Source organism: Streptomyces sp. NPDC058308 (assembly GCF_042880275.1).
Lineage (GTDB): Bacteria > Actinomycetota > Actinomycetes > Streptomycetales > Streptomycetaceae > Streptomyces.
In genome coordinates this window covers 25,716-48,680 of sequence record NZ_JBHVZA010000032.1, presented here as the reverse complement: position 1 = coordinate 48,680, position 22,965 = coordinate 25,716, and the positions used below count along the sequence as shown (strand labels likewise).

At 72.1% G+C, this 22,965-nt stretch carries 22 protein-coding genes; 11 read left to right on the top strand and 11 right to left on the bottom strand.

What is annotated here, in order from left to right; translation table 11 throughout:
* The first annotated feature begins 23 nt into the window (after nucleotides 1-23).
* Together ACFVYL_RS32030 and ACFVYL_RS32025 are read left to right on the top strand one after the other, a co-directional pair.
* Nucleotides 24-917 (top strand): RNA polymerase sigma-70 factor, encoded by an 894-nt coding sequence (locus ACFVYL_RS32030; protein WP_389722174.1) that lies wholly within the window; start codon nucleotides 24-26, stop codon nucleotides 915-917.
* Between the two features lie 43 nt (nucleotides 918-960).
* Complete coding sequence (locus ACFVYL_RS32025) at nucleotides 961-1,707, top strand: SDR family oxidoreductase (protein ID WP_389722172.1); 747 nt, start codon at nucleotides 961-963, stop codon at nucleotides 1,705-1,707.
* A gap of 66 nt (nucleotides 1,708-1,773) precedes the next feature.
* Here ACFVYL_RS32025 and ACFVYL_RS32020 read toward each other — a convergent pair whose 3' ends face one another.
* The gene (locus ACFVYL_RS32020) at nucleotides 1,774-2,949 is read right to left on the bottom strand and encodes an ROK family transcriptional regulator (protein WP_389722170.1); all 1,176 of its coding nucleotides are present in this window, start codon (nucleotides 2,947-2,949) and stop codon (nucleotides 1,774-1,776) included.
* 97 nt (nucleotides 2,950-3,046) lie between these two features.
* On the opposite strand from ACFVYL_RS32020, the gene ACFVYL_RS32015 reads away from it, so the two are divergent.
* Together ACFVYL_RS32015 and ACFVYL_RS32010 are read left to right on the top strand one after the other, a co-directional pair.
* Nucleotides 3,047-4,258 (top strand): MFS transporter, encoded by a 1,212-nt coding sequence (locus tag ACFVYL_RS32015; RefSeq protein ID WP_389722168.1) that lies wholly within the window; start codon nucleotides 3,047-3,049, stop codon nucleotides 4,256-4,258.
* Between the two features lie 137 nt (nucleotides 4,259-4,395).
* On the top strand, nucleotides 4,396-5,790 hold the full coding sequence (locus ACFVYL_RS32010) for a uracil-xanthine permease family protein (protein ID WP_389722237.1): 1,395 nt from the start codon (nucleotides 4,396-4,398) through the stop codon (nucleotides 5,788-5,790).
* A 16-nt stretch (nucleotides 5,791-5,806) separates the two neighbouring features.
* On the opposite strand, the gene ACFVYL_RS32005 is transcribed toward ACFVYL_RS32010, so the two are convergent.
* Together ACFVYL_RS32005 and ACFVYL_RS32000 are read right to left on the bottom strand one after the other, a co-directional pair.
* Entirely contained in the window at nucleotides 5,807-6,259 is a 453-nt protein-coding gene (locus ACFVYL_RS32005; RefSeq protein WP_389722166.1) for an ATP-binding protein, read from the bottom strand.
* Nucleotides 6,259-7,137, bottom strand: coding sequence for an MEDS domain-containing protein (locus ACFVYL_RS32000; protein WP_389722164.1), 879 nt, complete (start codon nucleotides 7,135-7,137; stop codon nucleotides 6,259-6,261). Before ACFVYL_RS32000 ends, ACFVYL_RS32005 begins: the two co-directional genes overlap by 1 nt.
* A gap of 465 nt (nucleotides 7,138-7,602) precedes the next feature.
* Here ACFVYL_RS32000 and ACFVYL_RS31995 point away from each other — a divergent pair, with 465 nt between their 5' ends.
* The 3 genes from ACFVYL_RS31995 (at nucleotide 7,603) to ACFVYL_RS31985 (ending at nucleotide 10,668) form a co-directional block, all read left to right on the top strand.
* Entirely contained in the window at nucleotides 7,603-8,781 is a 1,179-nt protein-coding gene (locus ACFVYL_RS31995) for a Cmx/CmrA family chloramphenicol efflux MFS transporter (protein WP_389722162.1), read from the top strand.
* A gap of 107 nt (nucleotides 8,782-8,888) precedes the next feature.
* Nucleotides 8,889-9,593 carry a DUF5995 family protein gene (locus ACFVYL_RS31990; RefSeq protein ID WP_389722160.1) on the top strand — a complete coding sequence of 235 codons (705 nt, stop codon included), beginning with the start codon at nucleotides 8,889-8,891 and terminating at the stop codon, nucleotides 9,591-9,593.
* A gap of 142 nt (nucleotides 9,594-9,735) precedes the next feature.
* Entirely contained in the window at nucleotides 9,736-10,668 is a 933-nt protein-coding gene (locus tag ACFVYL_RS31985; protein WP_389722158.1) for an LLM class F420-dependent oxidoreductase, read from the top strand.
* A gap of 118 nt (nucleotides 10,669-10,786) precedes the next feature.
* On the opposite strand, the gene ACFVYL_RS31980 is transcribed toward ACFVYL_RS31985, so the two are convergent.
* From ACFVYL_RS31980 to ACFVYL_RS31965, 4 genes are all read right to left on the bottom strand, one after another.
* Nucleotides 10,787-12,481, bottom strand: a complete 1,695-nt coding sequence (locus tag ACFVYL_RS31980; RefSeq protein ID WP_389722157.1) for a flavin monoamine oxidase family protein — start codon at nucleotides 12,479-12,481, stop codon at nucleotides 10,787-10,789.
* Between the two features lie 64 nt (nucleotides 12,482-12,545).
* Entirely contained in the window at nucleotides 12,546-13,343 is a 798-nt protein-coding gene (locus tag ACFVYL_RS31975) for a carbon-nitrogen hydrolase family protein (RefSeq protein WP_389722155.1), read from the bottom strand.
* Nucleotides 13,344-13,783: 440 nt separating this feature from the next.
* Entirely contained in the window at nucleotides 13,784-14,239 is a 456-nt protein-coding gene (locus ACFVYL_RS31970; protein ID WP_268770070.1) for an Lrp/AsnC family transcriptional regulator, read from the bottom strand.
* A gap of 10 nt (nucleotides 14,240-14,249) precedes the next feature.
* A complete protein-coding gene (locus ACFVYL_RS31965; RefSeq protein ID WP_389722153.1) occupies nucleotides 14,250-15,719 on the bottom strand; it encodes an amino acid permease in 1,470 nt (489 codons plus the stop codon).
* Nucleotides 15,720-16,027: 308 nt separating this feature from the next.
* On the opposite strand from ACFVYL_RS31965, the gene ACFVYL_RS31960 reads away from it, so the two are divergent.
* The 3 genes from ACFVYL_RS31960 to ACFVYL_RS31950 are packed head-to-tail and all read left to right on the top strand — an operon-like array spanning nucleotide 16,028 to nucleotide 18,938.
* Entirely contained in the window at nucleotides 16,028-17,143 is a 1,116-nt protein-coding gene (locus ACFVYL_RS31960; RefSeq protein ID WP_389722151.1) for an LLM class flavin-dependent oxidoreductase, read from the top strand.
* Nucleotides 17,140-17,967 (top strand): SDR family NAD(P)-dependent oxidoreductase, encoded by an 828-nt coding sequence (locus ACFVYL_RS31955; protein ID WP_389722149.1) that lies wholly within the window; start codon nucleotides 17,140-17,142, stop codon nucleotides 17,965-17,967. The genes ACFVYL_RS31960 and ACFVYL_RS31955 overlap by 4 nt, the downstream gene beginning before the upstream one ends.
* An 8-nt stretch (nucleotides 17,968-17,975) precedes the next feature.
* The gene (locus ACFVYL_RS31950; RefSeq protein ID WP_389722147.1) at nucleotides 17,976-18,938 is read left to right on the top strand and encodes a GDSL-type esterase/lipase family protein; all 963 of its coding nucleotides are present in this window, start codon (nucleotides 17,976-17,978) and stop codon (nucleotides 18,936-18,938) included.
* Here ACFVYL_RS31950 and ACFVYL_RS31945 read toward each other — a convergent pair.
* On the bottom strand, nucleotides 18,914-19,336 hold the full coding sequence (locus tag ACFVYL_RS31945; protein WP_389722145.1) for a winged helix-turn-helix transcriptional regulator: 423 nt from the start codon (nucleotides 19,334-19,336) through the stop codon (nucleotides 18,914-18,916). The two genes, ACFVYL_RS31950 and ACFVYL_RS31945, sit on opposite strands and share 25 nt — an antisense overlap.
* Before the next feature lie 111 nt (nucleotides 19,337-19,447).
* Here ACFVYL_RS31945 and ACFVYL_RS31940 point away from each other — a divergent pair, with 111 nt between their 5' ends.
* Nucleotides 19,448-20,260, top strand: a complete 813-nt coding sequence (locus tag ACFVYL_RS31940; protein WP_389722143.1) for an NAD(P)H-binding protein — start codon at nucleotides 19,448-19,450, stop codon at nucleotides 20,258-20,260.
* 159 nt (nucleotides 20,261-20,419) lie between these two features.
* Here ACFVYL_RS31940 and ACFVYL_RS31935 read toward each other — a convergent pair whose 3' ends face one another.
* The 3 genes from ACFVYL_RS31935 to ACFVYL_RS31925 form a co-directional block, all read right to left on the bottom strand.
* The gene (locus ACFVYL_RS31935; protein ID WP_389722142.1) at nucleotides 20,420-21,862 is read right to left on the bottom strand and encodes a GuaB1 family IMP dehydrogenase-related protein; all 1,443 of its coding nucleotides are present in this window, start codon (nucleotides 21,860-21,862) and stop codon (nucleotides 20,420-20,422) included.
* 174 nt (nucleotides 21,863-22,036) lie between these two features.
* Complete coding sequence (locus ACFVYL_RS31930) at nucleotides 22,037-22,447, bottom strand: barstar family protein (protein ID WP_389722140.1); 411 nt, start codon at nucleotides 22,445-22,447, stop codon at nucleotides 22,037-22,039.
* Nucleotides 22,447-22,854: a ribonuclease domain-containing protein gene (locus tag ACFVYL_RS31925; protein ID WP_389722138.1), complete on the bottom strand. Its 408-nt coding sequence runs from the start codon at nucleotides 22,852-22,854 to the stop codon at nucleotides 22,447-22,449. Before ACFVYL_RS31925 ends, ACFVYL_RS31930 begins: the two co-directional genes overlap by 1 nt.
* Nucleotides 22,855-22,965 lie beyond the last annotated feature (111 nt).

Below are 22,965 nucleotides of genomic sequence, written 5' to 3'. Positions count from 1 at the left end.
GCGGGATTTGGCACCCTGTGGGCGTGAGCACCGCAACGGCACTGGCCGAGGAGTTTGAATCCCACCGCCCCCGGATGTTCGGCCTGGCCTACCGGATACTCGGCTCCGCGCAGGAGGCGGAGGACGCCGTGCAGGACGCCTACCTGCGCTGGAACGGCTCGCGGCGCGAGGACATCGCGCAGCCGGCCGCCTGGCTTGCCAAGACCGTCACGAACCTCTGCCTGACCAGGCTGACCTCGGCCCGCGCCCGCCGCGAACAGTACGTGGGGACCTGGCTGCCCGAACCGGTGATCACCTCGGGCGGCACCCTCGGGCCGCTGGAGTCGGCGGAGCAGCGCGACGCGGTGTCGATGGCGCTGCTCGTCCTCCTCGAGCGGCTCACGCCCAAGGAGCGCGCGGTGTACGTGCTGCGGGAGGCGTTCGCGTACAGCCACCGGGAGATCGCGGAGGTCCTGGACGCGAGCGAGGCCAACTGCCGTCAGCTGTACCGCAGAGCGGCCGGGGCGGTCGCCGGGGCGCGGTCCCGCTTCGAGCCGGGGCACGAGCTGCGGCGGACGTTCGTCGAGGCGTTCATCGCGGCGGCCCGTGAGGGGGACGTCGCCGGTCTGGAGCGGATACTGGCCAGGGACGTGACCTGGTGGGGCGACGGCGGCGGCAAGGCGGCCGCGGCGCGCACACCGATCCTCGGGCGCGACAACGTCCTGCGGTTCCTGCTCGGCGTCATGGACAGGCTCGGGGCGGCGTCGGACATCTCGTACGCGGAGATCAACGGTGCGCCCGCGCTGGTCATGCGGGCCGAGGGGTACATTACGGCCGTCACCGCGTTCGAAGGCGGCAACGATACGGTCACCGGCGTGCGTTCGGTGGTCAATCCGGACAAGCTGACGTTCGTCGAGCGACAGTTGGCCGCTGCGTAGTCCCCCCACGTCTGCGGCGCCCGCACCGCGAAGGAGCCTTTCGATGAGCACGATCCTGGTGACCGGCGGCACCGGCACCCTCGGCCGCCTCGTGACCGAGCGGCTGCGGACGGACGGGCACGAGGTGCGGGTGCTCAGCCGCCGCACGCAGCCGTACACCGTGGACCTGCGCGACGGCGCGGGTCTTGACGCGGCCGTGGCGGGCGTGGACGTCATCGTGCACTGCGCGACCACACCGCGCGGCGGCGACGAGCGGGCCGCCCGGAATCTGATCGCCGCGGCACGGAAGGCCGGCGTCCCGCACCTGGTCTACATCTCGATCGTCGGCATCGACCGGGTGCCGCTCGGCTACTACAAGTCGAAGCTCGCCGTGGAACGGCTGATCGAGGAGTCCGGGCTCGGCTGGACCGTGCTGCGGACGACGCAGTTCCACGACCTGGTCCTGCGGATCATGGAGGCCTCGGCGAAGCTCCCCGTCATGCTGCTGCCCGCGGGCGTCAGCGACCAGCCGATCGAGGTCGCCGAAGTGGCGGCCCGGCTCGCCGAGTTGGCGGCGGCGCCGCCGGCCGGGCGGGTCGAGGACATGGGAGGCCCCGAGGTCCGCACCTTCCCCGACCTGGCCCGCGCCTATCTGCGGGCGAGCGGCAAGCGGCGCAGGCTGCTGCCGGTGCGGCTCGCGGGCGCGACGTACCGGGCGGCGCGGGCGGGCGGCCATCTGGCCCCCGAACAGGCCGTGGGCAGGCGCACGTTCGAGGAGTACCTGGCGGTGCGGTCGGGCGCTCGGCGATAGGTCCTGTCGTCACCTTCCCGTCCGCCCCACCCTCCGGGCGGACGACGGGGGTTCAAAGACAGGCTCTCAGCGCCCCGGGCGCGATCCGAAGAGGTCGTCCTGCGCCGCGTCCCGCGCGGCGAGCAGCGCGCCCCGCAGCACCGCGGCGCCGCCGAGCGTGCTCGCGCGCACCTCGGTGCGCAGGGGCGACATGGCGCTGACGCGGTCGGTGACGCGGGTGGCGAGCGCGGTGCCGCCCGCGCGGCCGAGCTCACCGCCCAGGACGACGCAGCCGGGATCGAGGATCGAGGCCACCGCGGCCGCGCCGACGGCGATCCGGTCGGCGGCGGCGTCAAGGAAGGCGCTCTCGTCGTTCTCCACCGCGTGCCTCAGCAGGTCGGCCGCGGACTCGCCCGGCTCCGCGAGGCCATGTGCCGCGCCGAGTTCACGGAGCGCGGCGGCGCAGGCCAGCGAGTGGAAGCCGCCGTCGCAGCCGGTGGCGGACGGCAGCGAGCTCGTGCCGGGCACCGGCAGGAACCCGATCTCGCCGGCGCCCCCGGAGGAGCCCCTGCGCAGTACGCCGTCCAGGACGACGGCGGCGCCGACACCGTCGCCGAGCCAGAGCAGCACGAAGGTGTCCCGGTCGTGCGCGGCGCCGTCGCGCCGTTCGGCACGGGCCGCGAGGTTGGTCTCGTTCTCCACGAGGACGCGGACGCCGAGCCGCTCCTTGAGCGCCCCGGCGAGGCGGCGGTGCCAGGCGGGCAGGGAGGACGTGTCGTGCAGGTCGCCGGTGGCGGGGTCGATGAGGCCGGGGGCGCCGATGCCGACGGTGTGCAGCCGCTCGACACCGCCCTCGCGGGCCACCCGTTCGACGAGGGCGACGGCACGCTCGACGGCGGGTCCGGTGCCGGTGTCGCCGCCGATGGGCGCGGAGGCCTCGGCGAGCACCGCGCCGAGCAGATCGGTCACGACGACGGAGACGCTCTCGGTGCGCACGTCGAGGGCGGCGAGGTGGGCTCGGTCGGCGACTATGCCGTAGAGCCGGGCGTTCGGGCCGCGCCGCCGGGCACCCGCCTCCCCCACGACCGTGATGAACCCGGAGCCCTGCAGCCGCTCGACGAGGTCGGCCACCGAGGGCCGCGACAGGCCGGTGAGCTGCTTCAACTGGTTGGCGGTCAGGGGCCCCTCGCTCTGCAGGAGGCCGAGCGCCAGCCGGTCGTTGATGGCCCGGGCGGTGCTCGGTGAGGCAGGCGAGACAGACATGGCCGGATCCTCCCACAGAAACGTTCTATTTATCAGGCAGGGTTCCTGATAGTTTACGTCGCCGTATCGGGGCAGCACTCGGGAGGGGCGGAGCACGATGAGTGAAGTGGTCTACGACAAGCACCGGTTGAGGCAGGCGCGGATCGCCGTGGCCGCCGTGTTCTGCGTGCACGGCGCGGTCACCGGCTCCTTCGCGACGCGGGTGCCCTGGATCCAGGAACACGCCTCGGTCAGCGCAGGCATGCTCGGCCTCGCCCTCGCCTTCCCGGCGATCGGCGCCTCCCTCGCGATGCCGCTGGCGAGCCGGATCGGCCACCGCTTCGGCGCCCGCACCGCGCTGCGCGGGCTCCTCGCGCTGTGGACGACGGCCCTGATCCTGCCGTCGCTCGCGCCCAACCTGCTCACGCTCTGCCTGGCCCTGTTCGTGTACGGCGCGACCTCGGGCATGTCGGACGTGACGATGAACGCGATCGGCGTCGAGACCGAGACGCTGATGCGGAAGTCGATCATGTCGGGTCTGCACGGCATGTGGAGTGTCGGCGCCCTGATCGGCTCCGCGGCAGGCACCGTCGCCGCGCACCTGGGTTCCGACGCCCGGCTGCACCACGCGCTCGCCGCCCTGGCACTCACCACGATCGGCCTCGTCGCCTGCCGGCGCGTCCTCGACCTGCGGGCGGAGCCCGAGGGGGAGGCGCCGCCGCGGTTCTCGCTGCCGCCCAAGTCGGCGCTGCTCATCGGCGCCGTCGGCTTCTGCGCGGTCTTCGCCGAGGGCGCGAGCCTGGACTGGTCGGCGGTCTATCTGCGGGACGTCCTGGACACGTCGGCCGGTGTCGCCGCCGCGTGCACCACCGGTTTCACGCTCACCATGGCCGTCGCCCGGCTCGCGGGCGACGCGGTCGTGAACCGGTTCGGCGCGGTGCGTACGGTGCGGGCGGGCGGGGTGCTCGCGGTGCTCGGCGGCCTCCTCGTGGTCCTCGCGTCCCACCCGGTCATGGCGATGGGCGGCTTCGCGCTCCTCGGGCTCGGCATCGCGGTCGTGGTGCCGCTGGCCTTCGCCGCGGCCGGGCGCAGCGGCCCCAACCCGAGCCAGGCCATCGCGGGCGTCGCCACCATCACGTACACCTCCGGCCTGATCGCGCCGTCGGCGATCGGCACGCTGGCGGACGCGACGAGCCTGGTCGCCTCCTTCGGCCTGGTGACGCTGCTCGCCTGCGGCCTCACGGTCTTCGCGGGCGTCCTGCGCACGGACGGCCGCAAGGCGGCGCAGGCCACACCCGCGGACGCGGCGGCGCCCGGCCCGCGGACCTGACGTCGCGGGTGCGGGGGGCGGCCGTCCCCCGCACCGGAGCGAAGCAGCACTGATGTCGCACTAACATGGCGTCGATCATTTCGGGCCACATCGGGGCCCGCTCGGCTCGGCTCGGCGCACAGGAAGCGACACTCACCATGGATCTCGGCGTGCGCTGGAAACTGCACGGCGACGGCCGCAACCCCGCCCCGGGTGCCGTCGTCCGGCCCGATGAGCGCCTCTCGTGGCCACGGACCTTCGGGCTCGGCGCGCAGCACGTGGTGGCGATGTTCGGGGCGTCCTTCGTGGCGCCCGTCCTCATGGGCCTCGATCCGAATCTGGCCATCATGATGTCGGGCGTCGCGACCGCCATCTTCCTGCTCGCCACCCGCGGCCGGGTGCCCAGCTACCTGGGCTGCTCGCTCTCCTTCGTGGGCGTCGCCGCCGTCATCCGCGCACAGGGCGGCTCCAGCGCCACGGTGACCGGCGCGGTCCTCGTGGTCGGTGCCGCGCTGTTCCTGGTGGGTCTCGCGGTGCAGAAGTTCGGGGCGCGGATCATCCACGCCGCGATGCCGCCGATCGTGACCGGCGCGGTGGTCATGCTGATCGGCTTCAATCTGGCGCCGGTCACCGCGTCGACGTACTGGCCGCAGGACCAGTGGACGGCCCTGCTCGTGATGCTGTTCACCGGTTTGGCCGTGGTCTGTCTGCGCGGCTTCTTCTCACGCATCGCGATCTTCCTCGGGCTGATCTTCGGCTACGGCATCTCCTGGGTCTTCGACCAGGCCTTCGGCAAGATCCACTCGGCGGACGGCTCCGGCAAGGTCGTCGACCACCTGCGCCTGGATCTTTCGGCCGTCGGCAAGGCCGACTGGGTCGGGCTGCCCTCCTTCCACGCGCCGGCCTTCGAGTGGTCGGCGATCCTCGTGGCGCTGCCCGTCGTCATCGCGCTCATCGCGGAGAACGCGGGCCACGTGAAGGCCGTGGGCGAGATGACCGGCGACGATCTGGACGACCGGCTCGGCACCGCGATCTCCGCGGACGGCGCGGCCTCGATGCTCTCCACGGCGGTCGGCGGCCCGCCCAACACGACGTACTCCGAGAACATCGGCGTGATGGCGGCGACCCGCGTGTACTCCACGGCCGCGTACTGGGCGGCGGCGTGCTTCGCCCTGCTCTTCGGCCTCTGCCCCAAGTTCGGCGCGGTCGTCGCCGCGATCCCGGGCGGCGTGCTCGGCGGCATCACCGTCATCCTGTACGGCATGATCGGCCTGCTCGGCGCCCAGATCTGGATCAACGCCGAGGTCGACCTGCGCAACCCGCTGAACCTCGTACCGGCCGCGGCGGGCATCATCATCGGCGTCGGCGGCGTCTCGCTGAAGTTCACCGACAACTTCCAGCTGAACGGCATCGCGCTCGGCACGATCGTCGTCATCACCGGCTACCACGTACTGCGCGCCTTCGCCCCGCCCCACCTCAAGTCCCAGGAACCGCTGCTGGATTCGGGCACCTCGACGTACGACGAGGAGAGCGGGCCGAGCCCCAGGGCCTGAGTGCGCGCGCCCACCGCTACGACCGGGAGCCGCCCGGCTCCCCCGGGAGTCGCACGGCCAGGGTCACCCTGCTCCCCCCGGGCCCCCCGGAGACGGTGAGCTCGTCGATGAGCAGACCGGCGAGCCACAGCCCGCGCCCGCCCGGGTGGCCGTCGGCCCCGGGCTTGCCCGCAGGGATGTCCTCGGAGCTGAAGCCGGGCCCTTGGTCGTGGATATGGCAGGCCAGATGTCCGTCGGTGCGCTGCAGGACCAGCGTGCCGCCGCCGCCCGCGTGCTCGACCGCGTTCACCGCGACGGCGTCCAGGGCGGCGATGAAGTCCCCGCGGCGCGGCTCGGGCAGCCCGTGGTGGTCGGCGTGCCGCTCCACGAGCATCCGCAGGCGGGGCAGGTCGTCCCGGTGGAAAGGGACTTCCAGCAACGTGACAGGCAGGGCCTCGCGCGGCTCCTGGGGCTCCGGTGCCGTCGTCATCAGCGGTCCACCTCACTGATCACCAGGTTGGGTACCTGATCGGCGCCCGCCCGGCACAGCAAGCGGGCCGCGGCCGGCGGACAGTGGACGTGGACCGGACCGTGCGCATGCGCCCCCACCAGGCGCAGCAGGTCCACCGCGCCGGCCGCGCCGAGGAAGACGAGCCCGGTCAGGTCCACGGTCAGGGACGGGGCATCCGCGCCGCGTCTGAGCCCCTCCCGCACGGCGCCGATGAACTGCTCCCTGGTGGCCAGGTCCGCCTCGCCGACCAACCGCACCGTCCCGGCGGCGTGTTCCACGTGCAGGGCTCCCAGCCGTGGAAGCAGCCGGCAGGGGTGCGCCTCGTGCATCGCCGTCAGCACGCCGGAGTCGAACCACCGGCTGTCGTAGGCGCAGATCTCGGTGTACGGGCGGCCGGTGAACAGATGGTCGGCGTGGGACTCCCGGTGCATCATGACCTCGACGTCGGCGTCCAGGTCCCCCACCCAGTGCATGTCGATGTAGGTGCGCAGCCCGCTGTACCCCTCGGCCACGGCGCGGTCGGTCTCCTCCGTGATGCGCTGCCACTGCCTCTCGGGGGTGAACCCCGCCTGGGGATGGATGAGGGCGCGCATGCTGCCGAGCACCAGCTGACCCTGTTCGCGGGCCGTCCGCAGCAGAGTCCCCGGTCCGTCGAGGCTGCTCCACACCTGCTCCTCCGCCTGGTGCGGAGCGGCGAAGACCATCACCTTCTCTTTCTTCACCAGGCCCGCCCATGCGAAGGCGGACACCACGTCCCGGCCCGCATCGTCATCGGCGTAGCTGACGAAGGCGTGATCGCCCGCCCTGAGGTGCTGGACCGGAATCGTGCCGACCGACGCCGAGCCGGCAGCCGCCATCTCTCACCTCCAGGGCCGAGGGGCCCGACGGGAACTACGGACGAAGAAGAACATCGGGAGCAAGTGCGGGCCAGGTTAGCGGCCCTTTTCGCAGGGGACGGCGACTGCGCAAAATGCGGTGATGTCTGGTCACAACGGCCCCTGATGGCGACCGAGTCTGCGGGAAGATGCCCTGTTCGAAGCGGGTTCTGACGCTTGTCCCCCTCGTCTGTCCCCTCTCCGCCGCGTCACGGGAGCCGCGTAAACCGCTGGACGGGATGATCGACGGCTCTTTAGGCTGCGCACCATGTCCAGCCCCGAGGCCTCAAGACTTCGGCCACCGGTCGTCCGGTGGCTTCCCGTGCTGTCGCGCTGACCCTCGGCGCTGCGTTCCCGCAGCCGTCCGCGACCCCCGCACCGGCCACCGCCGGATCACCGCCCCGCGTCCCGATCCCCTGATCCACGCTGTGGTTGCGGAGTTCTGCTGTGCCTTTTGCCCTCTATCTGCTCGGCCTCGCCGTCTTCGCGCAAGGAACCTCCGAGTTCATGCTGTCCGGCCTGATCCCGGACATCGCGCGTGACCTGGCCGTACCCATCCCCGCCGCGGGCCATCTGACCTCGGCGTTCGCCCTCGGCATGGTCGTCGGCGCGCCGCTGATGGCCGCCCTGAGCCGACGCTTCGCCCGCCGGAGCGCCCTCCTGGTCTTCCTGACCGCCTTCCTGCTCGTCCACATCGTCGGCGCGCTCACCACGAGCTTCGCCGTGCTGCTCACGACCCGCGTCATCGGCGCCCTCGCCAACGCCGGGTTCCTCGCCGTCGCCCTCGTCACCGCCACGAGCATGGTCGGGCCCGACGCCAAGGGACGCGCCACGTCCGCGCTGCTCGGCGGCGTCACCGTCGCCTGCGTCGCGGGCGTGCCCGCGGGCGCGCTGCTCGGCGAAGTGTGGGGCTGGCGCTCCGCGTTCTGGGCCGTGGCCCTGCTCTCCCTGCCCGCCGTCCTCGCCATCGCCCGGGCGGTGCCCGCGGGGAAACCGGCCGCCGCGGGACCCGGCGCACTCGGTGAGCTGCGGGCGCTGCGCGCTCCGCGGCTCCGGGTCACGCTGCTGCTCGGCGCGCTGGTGAACGGCGCGACGTTCTGCACGTTCACCTATCTGGCGCCACTGGTCACCCACGTCACCAGCCTCGGCCCGTCGTGGGTGCCGGTCGTGCTCGCGCTGTTCGGCATCGGCTCCTTCGCCGGCGTGGCGGTCGGCGGCCGCGTCGCCGACGTGCGGCCCGTGCCGCTCCTGGTGTTCGGCTCGCTCGCGCTGTTCGCCGGCTGGGTCCTGTTCGCGGTGACCGCCGCCGATCCGGTGGCGACGGTCGTGCTCGTCCTGGTCCAGGGGGCGCTGTCGTTCGGGGTCGGGTCCACGCTCATCTCGCAGGCCCTGTACGCGGCGACCGACGCGCCCCATCTGGCGGGCGGGTTCGCCACGGCCGCCTTCAACGTGGGCGGCGCGGCAGGACCGTGGCTCGGCGGCCTGGCGATCTCCGCGGGGCTCGGCTACCGCTCCCCGCTCTGGCTCAGCGCTCTCCTGGTGACGGCGGCCCTGGTCACCGGCGCGGTCGCGCTCGGCCTGCGCCGCGAGGCTCCCGCCCCGGCCCGGTCGCCCGCCGGTTCATAGGCGGTACCGGCGGCTTCGGCGCCCCGCTTCGCCGGGCGTTCCCTCGTTTCGGGGAAGCGCCCGGTGCGCTGACGCCCGTGCCGGGCCGTGGCTGGGACCCTGCCCCCATGGCGCAGTCGGAGCGAATCGCAGAGTTCAGGGCCTCGTCGTACGGGGTCGACGGCGTGGCGGCGCGGATGCGGGCGCTCGGTGACGACTGGCCGCCGCGCGACGGGGTGGCCGTCTTCAACCGCGTCTACTTGTCGGTGACCGAGGAGGTCGCCCGCCATCTCGGCCACGGCGTCTTCCCCGACGCCCGGTCCACAGTCACGCTGAACGTCTGTTTCGCCGAGCGCTACTTCGCCGCCGTCGAGGCGGCGGCAGACGGGCGCCGCCCGCCCGCCTGCTGGCGTCCGCTGTTCCAGTACCGCCGCCATCCGGGTGTACTGCCCCTGCAGTTCGCGCTCGCGGGCATCAACGCGCACATCGGCCACGATCTGGCGTTCGCCCTCGTGGACGCCTGTCACCTGCTCGGCTGCGAACCGGCCGATCTGGAGGACGAGTTCGACCGGGTGGGCGATGTACTCGTCTGTCTGGAGGAGCACATCCGCGAAGAGCTGATGCCGGGCCCCGATCTGCTCCAGGTCGGCGACCCGCTGACGCATCTGGCCGGTTCGTGGAGTCTGGAGCGCGCCAGGGACGGCGCGTGGGCGTCGGGGCGGGCCCTGTGGGCGCTGCGCGATCTGCCGGGTGTCGCCGAGGAGTTCGGGGAGCGGCTCGACGGGGCGGTGGGTCTGGTGGGGCGGATCCTGCTGACACCGCTGCCGGACTGAGCCGGAACGGCCCGGGTCCGGCCGCCCGGCCCACCGGCCCGTTCCAGCCACGCCCGACACCGCTCCCGGGCAGCCCCCGGGCAACTCCCGCACGATCGTTGTACGTTGAAATGACCGACCCCGACGCGAAGGAGCAAGCGCCATGGCGACCCGACTCGGACTGAGTCTTCCGCAGGGCAGGCAGTACGCCATCGGACGGGACGTACCCACGGTGGCCCGGTCCGCCGAGGACATCGGTTACGAGAGCCTGTGGGTCTTCGAGCGCATCCTCCGCCCCGACCCACCCACCCAGGGCCTTTACGGGATCCCGGGCCTGCCCTGGCCGGACGCGTACCGCTCGGTCGCCGACCCCCTCATCACCCTGACGCTAGCCGCCGGGGCCACCGAACGCGCCCGCCTCGGCACCAGCGTGCTGGTCGCCCCGCTGCACGTGCCGTTCCAACTCGCCCGCTCGCTGGCCTCGTTGGACGCGGCGAGCGGCGGCCGCGTCGTCGCGGGGCTCGGCACGGGCTGGTCCCACGACGAGTACGCTGCCGCCTCGGTCGCCCCCTTCGACCGGCGCGGCAAGGTCCTGGACGAGCTGATCGACGTCTGCCACGCGGTGTGGGGCCCGGACCCGGTGACGTACGAGGGCGAGCTGACGACCATCGTGCCCTCCGCGGTGGGACCGAAGCCGGTCCGCCCGATCCCGATCCTGCTGCCCGCCAACAGCCGGCGCGCCCTGCGCAGGCTCGTGGACCGCGCCGACGGCTGGATGCCGGTGGGCACGGGCGCGGAGAAGCTGGCCGAGCAGGCCCAGGCACTGAAGGAACTGGCCACCGAGCGGGGCCGCACCGCACCGCTCCAGAACGTCATGCGGGCCAACACGCGGTACACGAAGAAGCCGTACGAGGGCGAGAAGCGTGCCCCCTTCCAGGGCAATGTCGAGCAGATCGTCGAGGACCTCCAGGCGCACGCCTCAACGGGCGCGGTGCAGGAGATCCTCATCGAGCTACAGGGCAGCACGCGGGACGCGGAGGAGCTGAAGGACGTGGCGGCGGAGGTGTACGAGGCGGCGAGGGCGGCGGGAATCTAGACGTCCGGGGCTGCGCTTCCAGGGGCGCAGCCCCAGGGGCGCGTTCAGGGACGCGGGGAACTGCGCGACCAGCCACAACGGACCGACACATTCCCACGCGCCCCTGGTGAAACGGCGCTCAGTCCTCCGGCAGCTCGACGGGCGCGATCTCGTCGTACACGTCCCCGGGCCCGGGATTGGTCGCATCGGTCGCACCACCGAAGTGGTGCATGACGCCCCACACCGCGTTCAGAGCGGTCTGCACCGCGCCCTCGGCCCACCCGGCGGTCCAGGAGATGTCGTCACCGGCGAGGAAGATCCCCCGCTTGTCCGCCGGCAGGCGATCCTGCATGAAGTGCGTGAACAGCCGCCGCTGGTAGCGGTAGTGCCCCGGCAGGTTCGCCTTGAACGCGCCCATGAAGTAGGGCTCGTTCTCCCACGACACGGTCACCGGGTTGCCGATGATGTGCTTGCGGATGTCGACCTTGGGATAGATCTCGCCGAGCGACTTGAGCATGACCTCCATGCGCTCGTTCGCCGACAGCGGCAGCCACTTCAGGCTGTCGTCGCACCAGGTGTAGGAGAGGCAGATGACGGCGGGCTTGTCCGGCCCGTCGTCCAGCAGGTACGTGCCACGCGTCATGCGGTCGGTGAGCGTCATCGACATGACGTCACGCCCGGTCTCCTCATCCTTGTCCAGCCAGAAGGGCCGGTCCACCGGCACGAAGAGCTTCGAGGACTCCATGTAGTGGGTCCGCTCCATCGCCGTCCAGTGGTCGATGGGGAAGAGCGTGTCGTCGCACGCGATCTTGCTCAGCAGCATCCAGGACTGAGCGGTGAAGATCGCCGCCTGGTAGGTGCGGATGTCGCCGGAGGCGTCGGTGACGGTGACACGGTTGCCCGCGGTGCGGTCGAGCCGGGTCACGGCGGGCTTGGGCAGGCCGCCCTCGTGCAGCGAGCTCAGCGAGGTCCCGGGCTCCCAGTGCACGATCTTCTGCGGCTCGCGGTCCCACAGGCGCAGGGGCAGCTGCTGGCTGCCGCCGACGATGCCGCGGTGGTGGTCGTCGGCCTCGGTGTAGACGACGCGCAGGATCTCCAGGATGGAGTTCGGGAAGTCGGTGTCCCAGCCGCCGGTGCCGAAGCCGACCTGGCCGAAGATCTCGCGGTGCCGGAAGGACTTGAAGGCCTCGGACTCGCAGAGGAAGCCGTAGAAGGTCTGGTTGTCGAGCTTCTCGACGAGCTTGGACCAGATCTCACGGATCTTCGGCACGTCGCGCTCGCGCAGGGCGCGGTTCATGTCGGAGAAGTCGGCGCCCTCCTCCAGGCAGGAGTTCCAGGCGTTCATCACGTCGCGGTAGACCTGCGGCAGGTCGTCGACGGACGTCGCGTAGTGGGACTCGCCCTTGAGGTCGACGACCGTGGAGGGGGTCGACTCCGCGAGGGGGTTGGGGAACGGCCGGGTCTTGAGGCCCACCAGGTCGATGTAGTGCTGCAGCGCCGTCGAGGACGGCGGGAAGCGCATGGCGCCCATCTCGGCGGTGAGGTCGGCGTCGCAGCCCTCGAACCCGACGGTACGCAGGCGGCCGCCGATCTGGTCGGCCTCGTAGACGACGGGCTTGAGGCCCATCTTCATCAGCTCGTACGCGGCGATGATGCCGGACAGACCGCCGCCGATGACGGCGACCTCGGTGCCGTGCTCGGTCGCGGGTATCTGGCCGAGGCCCGCCGGGTGGGCGAGGAAATCGTCGTACGCGTACGGGAAGTCCGGACCGAACATGGTGATCGGCGGCTGGGCGTCGGTGTGCTGGACGGCTGTGGGCACCGTGGACGTCATGGGGTACGGACTCCTTGCGGGGAACTGAGGCAGAAAGCTGGGGCAGCCTGGGGGGGGGGGAGGCTCAGACGAGGGACGCGTACAGGCCGGGGCGGCGGTCGCGCAGGTAAGGGTTGGTCTCGCGGGAGGAGCGCAGGAACTCGGGGTCGACGTCGCCGAGGACCAGCTCCTCGCCGCGGCCCGCGCGGGCGCGCGCCACGCCGTCGGGCCCGGCCAGCGTGGAGAGCCCGACGAACTCGAACTCTCCCTCGGGGCCGACCCGGTTCACGTACGCGACGTACATCTGGTTCTCGAAGGCGCGCACCGGCACGACGGACTCGGCGACGAACTGGAAGGGGTGCATCTGCGCGGTGGGGACCACCAGCAGGTCGGTGCCCGCGAGGGCGTGGGCGCGGACGTTCTCCGGGAACTCCACGTCGTAGCAGATCATGAGGCCCACCCGTACGCCACCCAACTCGGCCTGCACGACGGCCTGTTCACCCAGGGTGAAGGAGTCGCGCTCGAAGCCGCCGAAGAGGTGGGTCTTGCGGTAGTTCGCGAGGCGGGCCCCGTCCGGGCCGATCAGCTGGACGGAGTTGAAGACGAGGTCGCCCTCGCGCTCCGGGTAGCCGTAGGCGATGCCGGTGCCGTGGCGGGCCGCGATCTCGGCGAGGGCCTTCGCGGAGTCCCCGTCGGCGGGCTCGGCGAGCCGGGCGATGTCGTCGCCGATCGCGTATCCGGTGAGGAACAGCTCGGGCGCCACGAGCAGCCCGGCGCCCGCCGCGGCGGCGCGCTCGGCGGCCCGGTCCAGCGCCGTGAGGTTCTCGGCGACGGATCCGAGCCGCCCCGAACTCTGGAGCAGGGCGGTGCGCAGCGCAGGCATGGCGGAACCTCAAGGCGTACGGAGGGGAAGGCGGGGTCGCTATGACGGTACGGTCGGCGACCTTGCCCGGACAAGGTGCGACCGTTGCGGGCTGCTGCGCGATCTGTTGCGCGTGAGGGACCTGTGGCGACGATTCGTTGCGCGACGGCACGGGGACGCCACGGCAGCGGTGTCCATCGCCGGACGCGGGCGACGCGGGGGTATCCGGGACCCCTTGCCACGAGACCGTGATCTCACCCAGGGACGGCACGCATCAGGGGCGCGGGGAACTGCGCACCTCAGGGGCGCGGGGAACTGCGCGCGCAACCACAACAAGCCCGCACGCGACACACGAAGGCCGACCCAAGCCCACCCAGGGGCGCGGGGAACTGCGCGACAAGCCACAACGAACCCGCACCCGAAAACCCGGCCCGAGCCCCCTCAGCGCCACGAGGAAGGGATCACGCAGGCGATCCGGAAGAAAACCGCCGCATCAACGGCGAAAGCACCAGGACGGACTTCGTCCGCTCCACAAACGGCTCCCCGGCAATCCGCTCAAGCACCCGCTCGAAATGCCGCATATCAGCAGCGAAAACCTGAACGATCGCGTCCGCGTCCCCCGTCACCGTGGACGCGGACGAGATCTCCGGATACCGCTCGAGCCCCCGCTGAATCGCCTCCGGCGACGTGTTCCGGCGACAGTAGATCTCGATGAATCCCTCGGTCTCCCAGCCGAGCGCCGCCGGATCCACCCGCACGGTGAATCCGGTGATGGCGCCCGTGGCCCGCAGCCGGTCCACGCGCCGCTTCACGGCGGGCGCGGAGAGTCCGACCAGCTGGCCGATGTCGGCGTAGGAACGGCGGGCGTCCTCGGCGAGGGCGTGCACGATGCGTTCGTCGAGATCGTTCAGTCGCACGGGGGGTGGATCACTTTTCTGCTGTGGCCAATCGGGAGCGGCTCATGCCGTACAGGAAGTAGAACACGAGGCCGACGGCCATCCAGACACCGAACACGACCCACGTGACGGAGTCGAGACTGAACATGTTGTACGCGCAGAAGCCGAAGCCGAGCACCGGGAAGAGCCAGCCGAGCGGCACCCGGAACGTGCGCGGCATGTCGGGGCGGGTCCGGCGCAGCACGATGACGGCGATGTTGACCAGGCCGAAGGCGAAGAGCGTGCCGATGCTGGTGGCGTCGACGAGCTTGCCGAGCGGGATGACCGAGGCGAGCGCGCCGCAGAACAGCGACACGATGACCGTGTTGACCCGCGGCGTGCCGGTCTTCTCGCTGACCCGGCCGAAGACCTTGGGGACCAGGCCGTCGCGGGACATGGCGAACAGGACGCGGGTCTGGCCGTAGAGAACGGTCAGGACGACCGACGCGATGGAGATGACCGCGCCGGCGGCGAGGATCGTGCCCCACACGCTCTGGCCCGTGACATCGTTCATGATCGCGGCGAGCGTGGCCTCGGAGCCCTCGAAGTCCTTCCAGTTCCAGGCGCCGACGGCGACCGCGGCGACCAGCACGTAGAGGGCGGTGACGATGACCAGCGAGAGCATGATCGCGCGGGGCAGGTCACGCTGCGGGTTCTTCGCCTCCTCACCGGCGGTGGAGGCGGCGTCGAAGCCGATGTACGAGAAGAAGAGGCTCGCGGCGGCGGCGCTGACGCCGGCCGTGCCGAGCGGCATGAAGTCGGAGTAGTTGCCGGACTTGAAGCCCATGAAGCCGATGGCGCAGAAGAGGGCGAGCGCGACGATCTTCACGATGACCATGATCGTGTTCGCCGTCGCCGACTCCTTGGCGCCGCCGAGCAGGAACACCATGGCGAGCAGCACGACGACGAGGCCGGGCAGGTTGATGATGGCGCCGTCGACCTCGCCGGGCGCCGCGGAGAGCGCGTCGGGGATGGTGACGCCGATGGTTCCGTCGAGCAGTTCGTTGAGGTATTCGCCCCAGCCGACCGCGACCGCGGCGACCGAGACGCCGTACTCCAGGACCAGGCACCAGCCGCACACCCAGGCGACGAGTTCGCCCATCGTTGCGTACGCGTACGAATAGGAGGAGCCGGCGACCGGGATGGAGCCGGCCAGTTCTGCGTACGAGAGCGCCGAGAACAGGGCGGTGAGTCCGGCGATGACGAAGGAGATCGTCACGGCGGGGCCGGCCTTGGGGACGCTCTCGCCGAGGACGACGAAGATGCCGGTGCCGAGCGTGGCACCGATGCTGATCATGGTCAGCTGCCACATGCCGAGGGAGCGCCGAAGCGAGCCACCCTCACCCTGGCCACCCTCCGCGACCAGGCTTTCGACCGGCTTGCGCCGCATCAGGCGGCTGCCGAGGCCAGGGCTGCCCGGGGGGCGTGGGCGGTTCTGCGGGGGTGCGCCTTGGTCGAGCACGCGCTGGCTCCTTCGTCGCTGCCGGTGAGGGCGGCGAGGACTCATGGCACCCGCACTGAGAGACGGGAACCACCGAGCAGGCAGTCCCCGCCACACCACGTACAGCGCCTGACTCTAGAGTCCACGCCTTCCCGACCGTAATGCAGCAACCTTGCGTACCCACGGAAGATCATTGCGCACTTGCCTCATATACGTCTCTTCGTTGCGCCGTCCGTTTCGTCCGTTGCGTTCCGAGCCTCCGTGCTGGTGGTTGACACTTCGTCAGATCTCCCTCATCGTGCACCCCGGTCGAGAGGGAGGCACAGGCCATGGACCTCGATGTGCTGTACGAGATCGACGTTCCGAAGCCCTGGGACGGACCCCATCCGCACGGCCAGCGCGCCGCCGAGCAACGCGCCTACCGCGAGGCCGTGGAGCAGATCCGGCTCGCGGACCGGGTCGGCTTCCGCACCGTCTGGGCGGTCGAGCACCACTTCCGCGAGGGCCGCTCGCACTGCCCGGCCCCCGAGGTCCTGCTCGGCCACCTCGCCGCCCTGACCGAACGGATCCGCCTCGGCTTCGGCGTCACCCTCACCCCGTTCGGCTTCACTCCCCCGCAGCGGATCGCCGAGAAGGTGGCGTCCGTGGACGTGCTCTCGGGCGGCCGGGTGGAGTGGGGCACGGGCCGCTCGACCCCCATGGAGCAGACGGCCTTCGGCGTCGACCGCGAGCGGTCGCGGGCGGACTGGCGCGAGGCCGTCGAGATCGTGACGGGCATGTGGCGCGAGGAGTACTTCGCCTATGCGTCGGAGCGGTTCACCTTCCCCCGGCGGATGGTCACCCCCAAGCCCGTCCAGGACCCGCATCCCCCCTGCTGGATGGCCGCCACGTCGCCCGGCTCGGCGGAGGTGGCGGGCGCCGCGGGCCTCGGCCTGCTCTCCTTCTCGATCATGCAGCCGCTGGAGGCGATGGCCCGGCAAATCGCCGCCTACCGCGCCGCCGCGCGCACGCCCACCCCGCTCACGGACGTCACCACGGACCGCGTCAGCGCGTACACGCTGGTGCACGTGGCGGACCGCCCCTCGCGGCGGGTCTGGGACTCGGTCGCCTGGTGGTACCGGAACCTCGCCCAGTTCACGCTCGACTGGGAGCTGGCGCACCTGACCCCCGAGGAACGCGAGCGGACCTTCCCCCTGCTCACCCCGATCATCGAAGAGAGCGCCCCCGTCGAGGAGTTCAACGACGGCGACATGATCCTCATCGGCGACGCGGAGACCGTCGTCCGCAAGGCCAAGCGCTACGCCGACCTCGGCGTGGACCAGCTCATCTGCTACGTCCAGTGGGGCTACCTGGAGCACCGGGAGATCCTGCGCACGATCGAGATCCTCGGCAAGGAAGTCATCCCGGAACTGGCGGCGTACCGGCCCCGGCGGGCGGCGCCGTGAGCGAGCCCTTGGACCCCCAAGATCCCCTCGACACCTCCCCCGTCCCCGACTACGCCGCCCTGCACCGTCTGGACGGCCGCACCTTCGTCCTGCTGGGCGCGGGCAACGGCATCGGCCGCCAGAGCGCACACGCCCTCACGGCGGCGGGCGCGCGGGTCCTGTGCGTGGATCTCGACAAGGACCGCGCCGAGGCGGTCGCCGCGGAGACGGGCGGCGTCGCGTACGTCGCCGACGTGACGCGGCGCGACGACATGCGGGAGCTGTTCGCCGCCGCGCGCCGGGAGCCGGGCGGGATCGGCGGTGTCGTCGACATCGTGGGCATGGCCCGCTACGCACCGCTTGACGAGCTGGACGACGCGTCCTGGGACTGGCACTTCTCCCTCGTCCTGCGGCACGCCTGGTTCGCGGTCCAGTACGGCGGTGAGGCGCTCGCGGCGGCCGGCGGCGGCCCCCTGGTCTTCGTCGCGTCGGTCTCGGGCCTGACGGGGGCCCCGCGGCACGCGGCGTACGGCGCGGCCAAGGCGGGCCTGATCTCCCTGGTCCGCTCGGCGGCGGTGGAGTACGGCCCGCGAGGCGTACGCGTGAACGCGGTGGCGCCGGGCGTGGTGTGGACCCCGCGCGTGGCGGGCCTGCTCGGCGAGGAGGGCCGCGAGCGCAACGCCCGCAACGCCCCGCTCGGCCGGGTCGCGCAGACCTCGGACATCGCCTGCGCCCTGCTCTTCTTCGCCTCGCCGCTCTCCTCGTACGTCACCGGGCAGACGCTCGTCGTGGACGGCGGGGTCGGCGTGAAGTTCCCCTACCCCACCCTCGGCGACGCGCGGTGAGGGAGTTCGTGCGGGGCGCGCCCTGGTGGACCGGGGACGGCCGGGCGGTGCGCGCCGACCCCGCCGACCGCGCACGCCTTCCCGGGGACACGTGGGAGCGGGCAGGCCTCCCGGCCGGAGTACGCCTTGAGTTCACGGCACGCGGGGTGAGCGCGGTGGAGGTCGCGTACACCGCGTCACCTCCCGCCGAGTCGGACTCGCACCGCGCCGCGCCCCCGGTCTTCACGCTGCTCGCGGGCGAGGACGCCCTCGACACGCCCGCGGCCCCCGGCGAACACCGCGCGCTGATCCATCTCCCGCTCGCCGACGGGGAGTTCACCCTGCACCTGCCCGAAGCACTGCGGCCAGCCCTGCACGACGTGCGCCCGGTGAGCGGCACCCTGAGCCCTGCCGCGCCCCGGCCGCGCTGGCTCGCCTACGGCGACTCGGTCACGGAGGGCTGGTCGGCCTCGCGGCCCCATCTGGCCTGGCCCGCGCTGACGGGACGCGCCCTCGAAGTGGAGACGGTGAACCTCGGCTACGCGGGCGCGGCGCGCGGGGAGGCGGCTTCGGCCCAGCAACTCGCCTCGCTGGACGCCGACGTGATCACCCTGGCCTTCGGCACGAACTGCTGGTCGCGTACACCGCATTCGGCGAGGCTGCTGTACGGGACGGCGCGGGCGTTCCTGGACCTGGTGCGCCTGGGCCACCCGGACGTACCGCTCCTGGTCGTCTCCCCCGTGGTCCGCCCGGACGCGGAGGCGGTGCCGAACGCGCTCGGCGCCACGCTGCGGGACCTGCGGGCCGCCGTGGAGCGGGCGGCCCTGGACGCGGGGGCGGATCTGCTGCCGGGCGGCGCTCTGCTGGACGCGAAGCACCTGGTGGACGGGGTGCATCCGGGGGACGCGGGCCACGCGGTCCTCGCGGAGGCGGTGGCGTCAGCGCTGCGGGAGGTGCTGCCCGGGCGTCACGCCCGAGCCGCTTCGTCGTAGGCCTCGCGGGCGGCGGCGATCGCCGGGCGGTGGTCGATGGACCAGTCGGCGAGGGCTTTGACGAGGCGGGTGAGGCTGTGGCCCAGCTCGGTCAGCTCGTACTCGACCTGCGGCGGGATCGTCGGGTGCACCGTGCGCTTGACCAGGCCGTCGCGCTCCAGGCGCCGCACGGTGAGGGTGAGCATGCGCTGCGAGATGCCGCCGTGGATCCGGCGTTGCAGCTCCTTGAAGCGCAGGACGCCCGAGGCGAGTTCGACCACGACGTACACGGACCACTTGTCGCCGAGCCGGTCGAGGAGGTCCCGCACACCGCACTCGTCCTGCGGGGTATCGCAGCTGATCACCGGTTCGGGGCCGGGAGCGACCGGGGTGGTTACCACGGTGTGCCCTACTGACATCAGAGTGCCTCCTTATGCGCACGCGTCGCGCCGATCACCATGGTCACAGGCCCGGTCACCCGGCCCCGCCCGGACAGCGGGCACGACCACTCACCACGGGGGAACCTTCCCATGCTCATGATCACCGGCGCCACGGGCGCCCTCGGCGCACTCGTCACCGCCCGCCTCGCGGACCGCGACGACGTCGTCCTCGGCACCCGCAACCCCGCCCCCGGCGGCCGGCGCATCGACTTCGACGACCCGGACTCCCTGGACTTCACCGGCGTCGACACGCTCCTGGTCATCTCCGCGGGGGCGGCCGAGGACGATGTGGTCACCGCCCGCCACGACGCCGTGATCTCCGCGGCGGAGAAGGCGGGCGTCGGCCATCTCGTCTACACCAGCCTGAGCGGCGACGGCGACCACCTGACGTACGCGCTCGCCCACCGCTGGACCGAACGCAGGCTGCGCGGCTCCTCGCTGAACTGGACGGTCCTGCGCAACGGCCTGTACGCGGAGTTCCTCGCGGCGATCGCCGCGCCCGGCCCCGACGGGACCATCGCGGCGCCCCTGGGCGCGGGCCGCCTCGCCGCCGTGGCCCGCGAGGACCTGGCCGAGGTCGCGGCACGGGTGGCGAAGGACCCGGCCCGCCACGCGGGCCGCACCTACGAACTGGTCGGCGAACACGCCCTGGGCGGCGCCGACCTGGCCGCCGCGACCGGTGGCAGGTACGAACCCGCCACGCTCACCGCGACCCGCAAGGCCATCACCGAAGCCGGCCAGGCCCTGCCTTTCCAGGTGCCGATGCTCCTGAGCACGTACGCGGCGATAGCGTCCGGCTTCCTCGACGGCACAGCCATCGAGGACCGGGGCACGCTCCGAGCCCTGCTGGGCAGGGAGCCACGCCCGGCGATCGACGCATACGCGGCCGCGGTACGGGGCTGACCCGGAGGCTCGCCCCACCAGGGGCGCGGGTAACCGCGCGCGCAACCACACTGGGCCCGCGCCCGAAAGAGCGAGCCCAGGCCCCCCAGGGGCGCGGGGAACTGCGCGACAAGCCACAGCCACCCCGCACCCGAACGCGCAGCCCCCGCAAAGAGCCCGCTAGCTCCAGCTGGCGTGCAGCGGCTTGCCCTCCGCGTAGCCCGCCGCGCTCTGCACACCCACGGTCGCCCGCTCCGCGAACTCCGCGAGCGAGCCCGCGCCCGCGTACGTGCAGGAGGACCGGACACCCGCGATGATCGAGTCGATCAGGTCCTCGACGCCCGGCCGGGCCGGGTCGAGGAACATGCGCGAGGTGGAGATGCCCTCCTCGAAGAGCGCCTTGCGGGCCCGGTCGTACGCCGACTCCTCGCTCGTGCGGTTGCGCACCGCGCGGGCGGAGGCCATGCCGAACGACTCCTTGTACAGGCGGCCGTTGGCGTCCTGCTGGAGGTCGCCGGGGGACTCGTAGGTCCCGGCGAACCACGAGCCGACCATGACGTTCGATGCGCCGGCGGCCAGCGCCATGGCGACGTCGCGCGGGTGACGGACACCGCCGTCGGCCCACACGTGCTTGCCGAACTTCTTGGCCTCCTCGGCGCATTCGAGCACCGCGGAGAACTGCGGCCGGCCGACACCGGTCATCATGCGCGTGGTGCACATGGCGCCGGGGCCCACGCCGACCTTGATGATGTCCGCGCCGGCCTCGATCAGGTCGCGCACGCCCTCGGCGGCGACGATGTTGCCCGCGACGATCGGGACCTGCGGGTCGAGTCCGCGCACGGCCTTGACCGCGGCGATCATCGACTCCTGGTGGCCGTGCGCGGTGTCGACGACGAGCGTGTCGACGCCCGCGTCGAGGAGCTGCTTGGCCTTGCCCGCCACGTCGCCGTTGATGCCGACGGCGGCGGCGATGCGCAGGCCGCCGTTGGCGTCGACGGCGGGGGTGTAGAGCGTCGCGCGCAGGGCGCCCGTGCGGGTGAGGATGCCGGCGAGGCGGCCGTCCTTGCCCACGGCCGGGGCATACCTGCGGTTGGCGCCGTCCAGCTTGTTGAAGGCGTCGCGCGGGTCGATGTCGGCGTCCAGGAGCAGCAGGTCCCTGGACATGACCTCGGAGAGCTGCGTGAAGCGGTCGACGCCGCTCAGGTCGGCGTCCGTGACGACACCGACGGGCTTCTGGTCGGCGTCGACGACGACACCGGCGTTGTGCGCGCGCTTGGGCAGCAGCGCGAGAGCGTCCGCGACGGTCTGCGAGGGGGCCAGGACGATCGGGGTGTCCAGGACGTGGTGGCGCGTCTTGACCCAGGAGACGACGTCGGTGACGACCTCGATCGGGATGTCCTGGGGGATGACGACGATGCCGCCCCGGCGGGCGACGGTCTCGGCCATGCGGCGGCCGGCGATCGCGGTCATGTTGGCGACGACCAGCGGGATCGTGGTGCCGGTGCCGTCGGGCGAGGACAGGTCGACGCCCTGGCGCGAGCCGACGGCGGAGCGCCTCGGGACCATGAAGACGTCGTCGTACGTCAGGTCGTACGCAGGCTGGATGTCATTGAGGAAGCGCACGTGCTGCTCATCCCAGTCGATCAGAGGTGGCCCCCGGACAGTTAGGCCAGGGGGAAAGCACGTACTTCATTGTCCCATGCCACCGGGGGTGTGCCGCCTGGGACGATCACCCAGGCAGGCGACGCGGGCGGTGGTCGGATCGTCCAAGCGGGCCAGCGAAGCGGAACACTCGGTTCAGCGCTCGCGACGCTCCGTGGCCGCGGGTCCGTGCGCGGGGCCCAGTGCGAGGACGATCTCCAGGCCGGTCTCCGCGCCCCGCCAGTGCTCGACCGCCGCCGCGAACACCTCCTGCGCGATCTCCCACTCCCCCGGCGCCGCCCGCGCGTACTCCTGCCAGCCGGAGACGACGAGCAGCCGCCCGCTGGCGCGGGGCGCCCACGACAGGTCGGTGAGGCAGTCGGCGAGGGCGTCCCAGTTGCGCCCGAACCAGTCGGGCAGAGCGAGGTCTCGGGCGCAGCGCTCCATGAAGGCGGTCTTGTCCACCACGCCGGACAGGGAGAGCGTCGCCGTGGTCCAGCCGGCGCCGCGTGCGGCGTCGAGCACGGGCGCGAGCGGGTCGGGTGCGCTGTCAGTACTGCCGGGCATTACCTGAGCACCGCCTTGAAGGACGCGTAGTGGTCATCGGTGTAGTAGATCTCGTCCCCGCTGCCGGTGACGATCCGCCGGGCACCGCGGTCGCGCTCGCCCGGCGTGCGGACGGTGTACTCGTGGTAGTAACCGCGCCCGCGCCGCGGCAGTTCCCGCTCGAAGTTGCCGAAGACGCTGCCGTCCTTCTCGTACGGGAACGGGCCCCCGTCGTCGATGCGCTCCAGCGTGCGTCGTGCCTCGGCGGGCAGGCGGTCGGCCTGGACGGTGGCCATGCCGTGCGCCCAGCCGGGGGCGGAAACGGAGGCGGGCGAGGCCTGCCCGCCCCCCGACGAACACCCCGAGACAAGCACCACGAGACACCCGAGCACCACCCCGAGAACGCGGGGAACAAACTGCCTCACCATGAAGCAGACCCTGCCACAGCGCCCCGAAAGAGGCGCGGGGAACTGCGCGACAAGCCCCCACCGCCCCGCAGGACGAAGCGCACCGACAGCCGCTAGGCCCTGTCGTCAAAC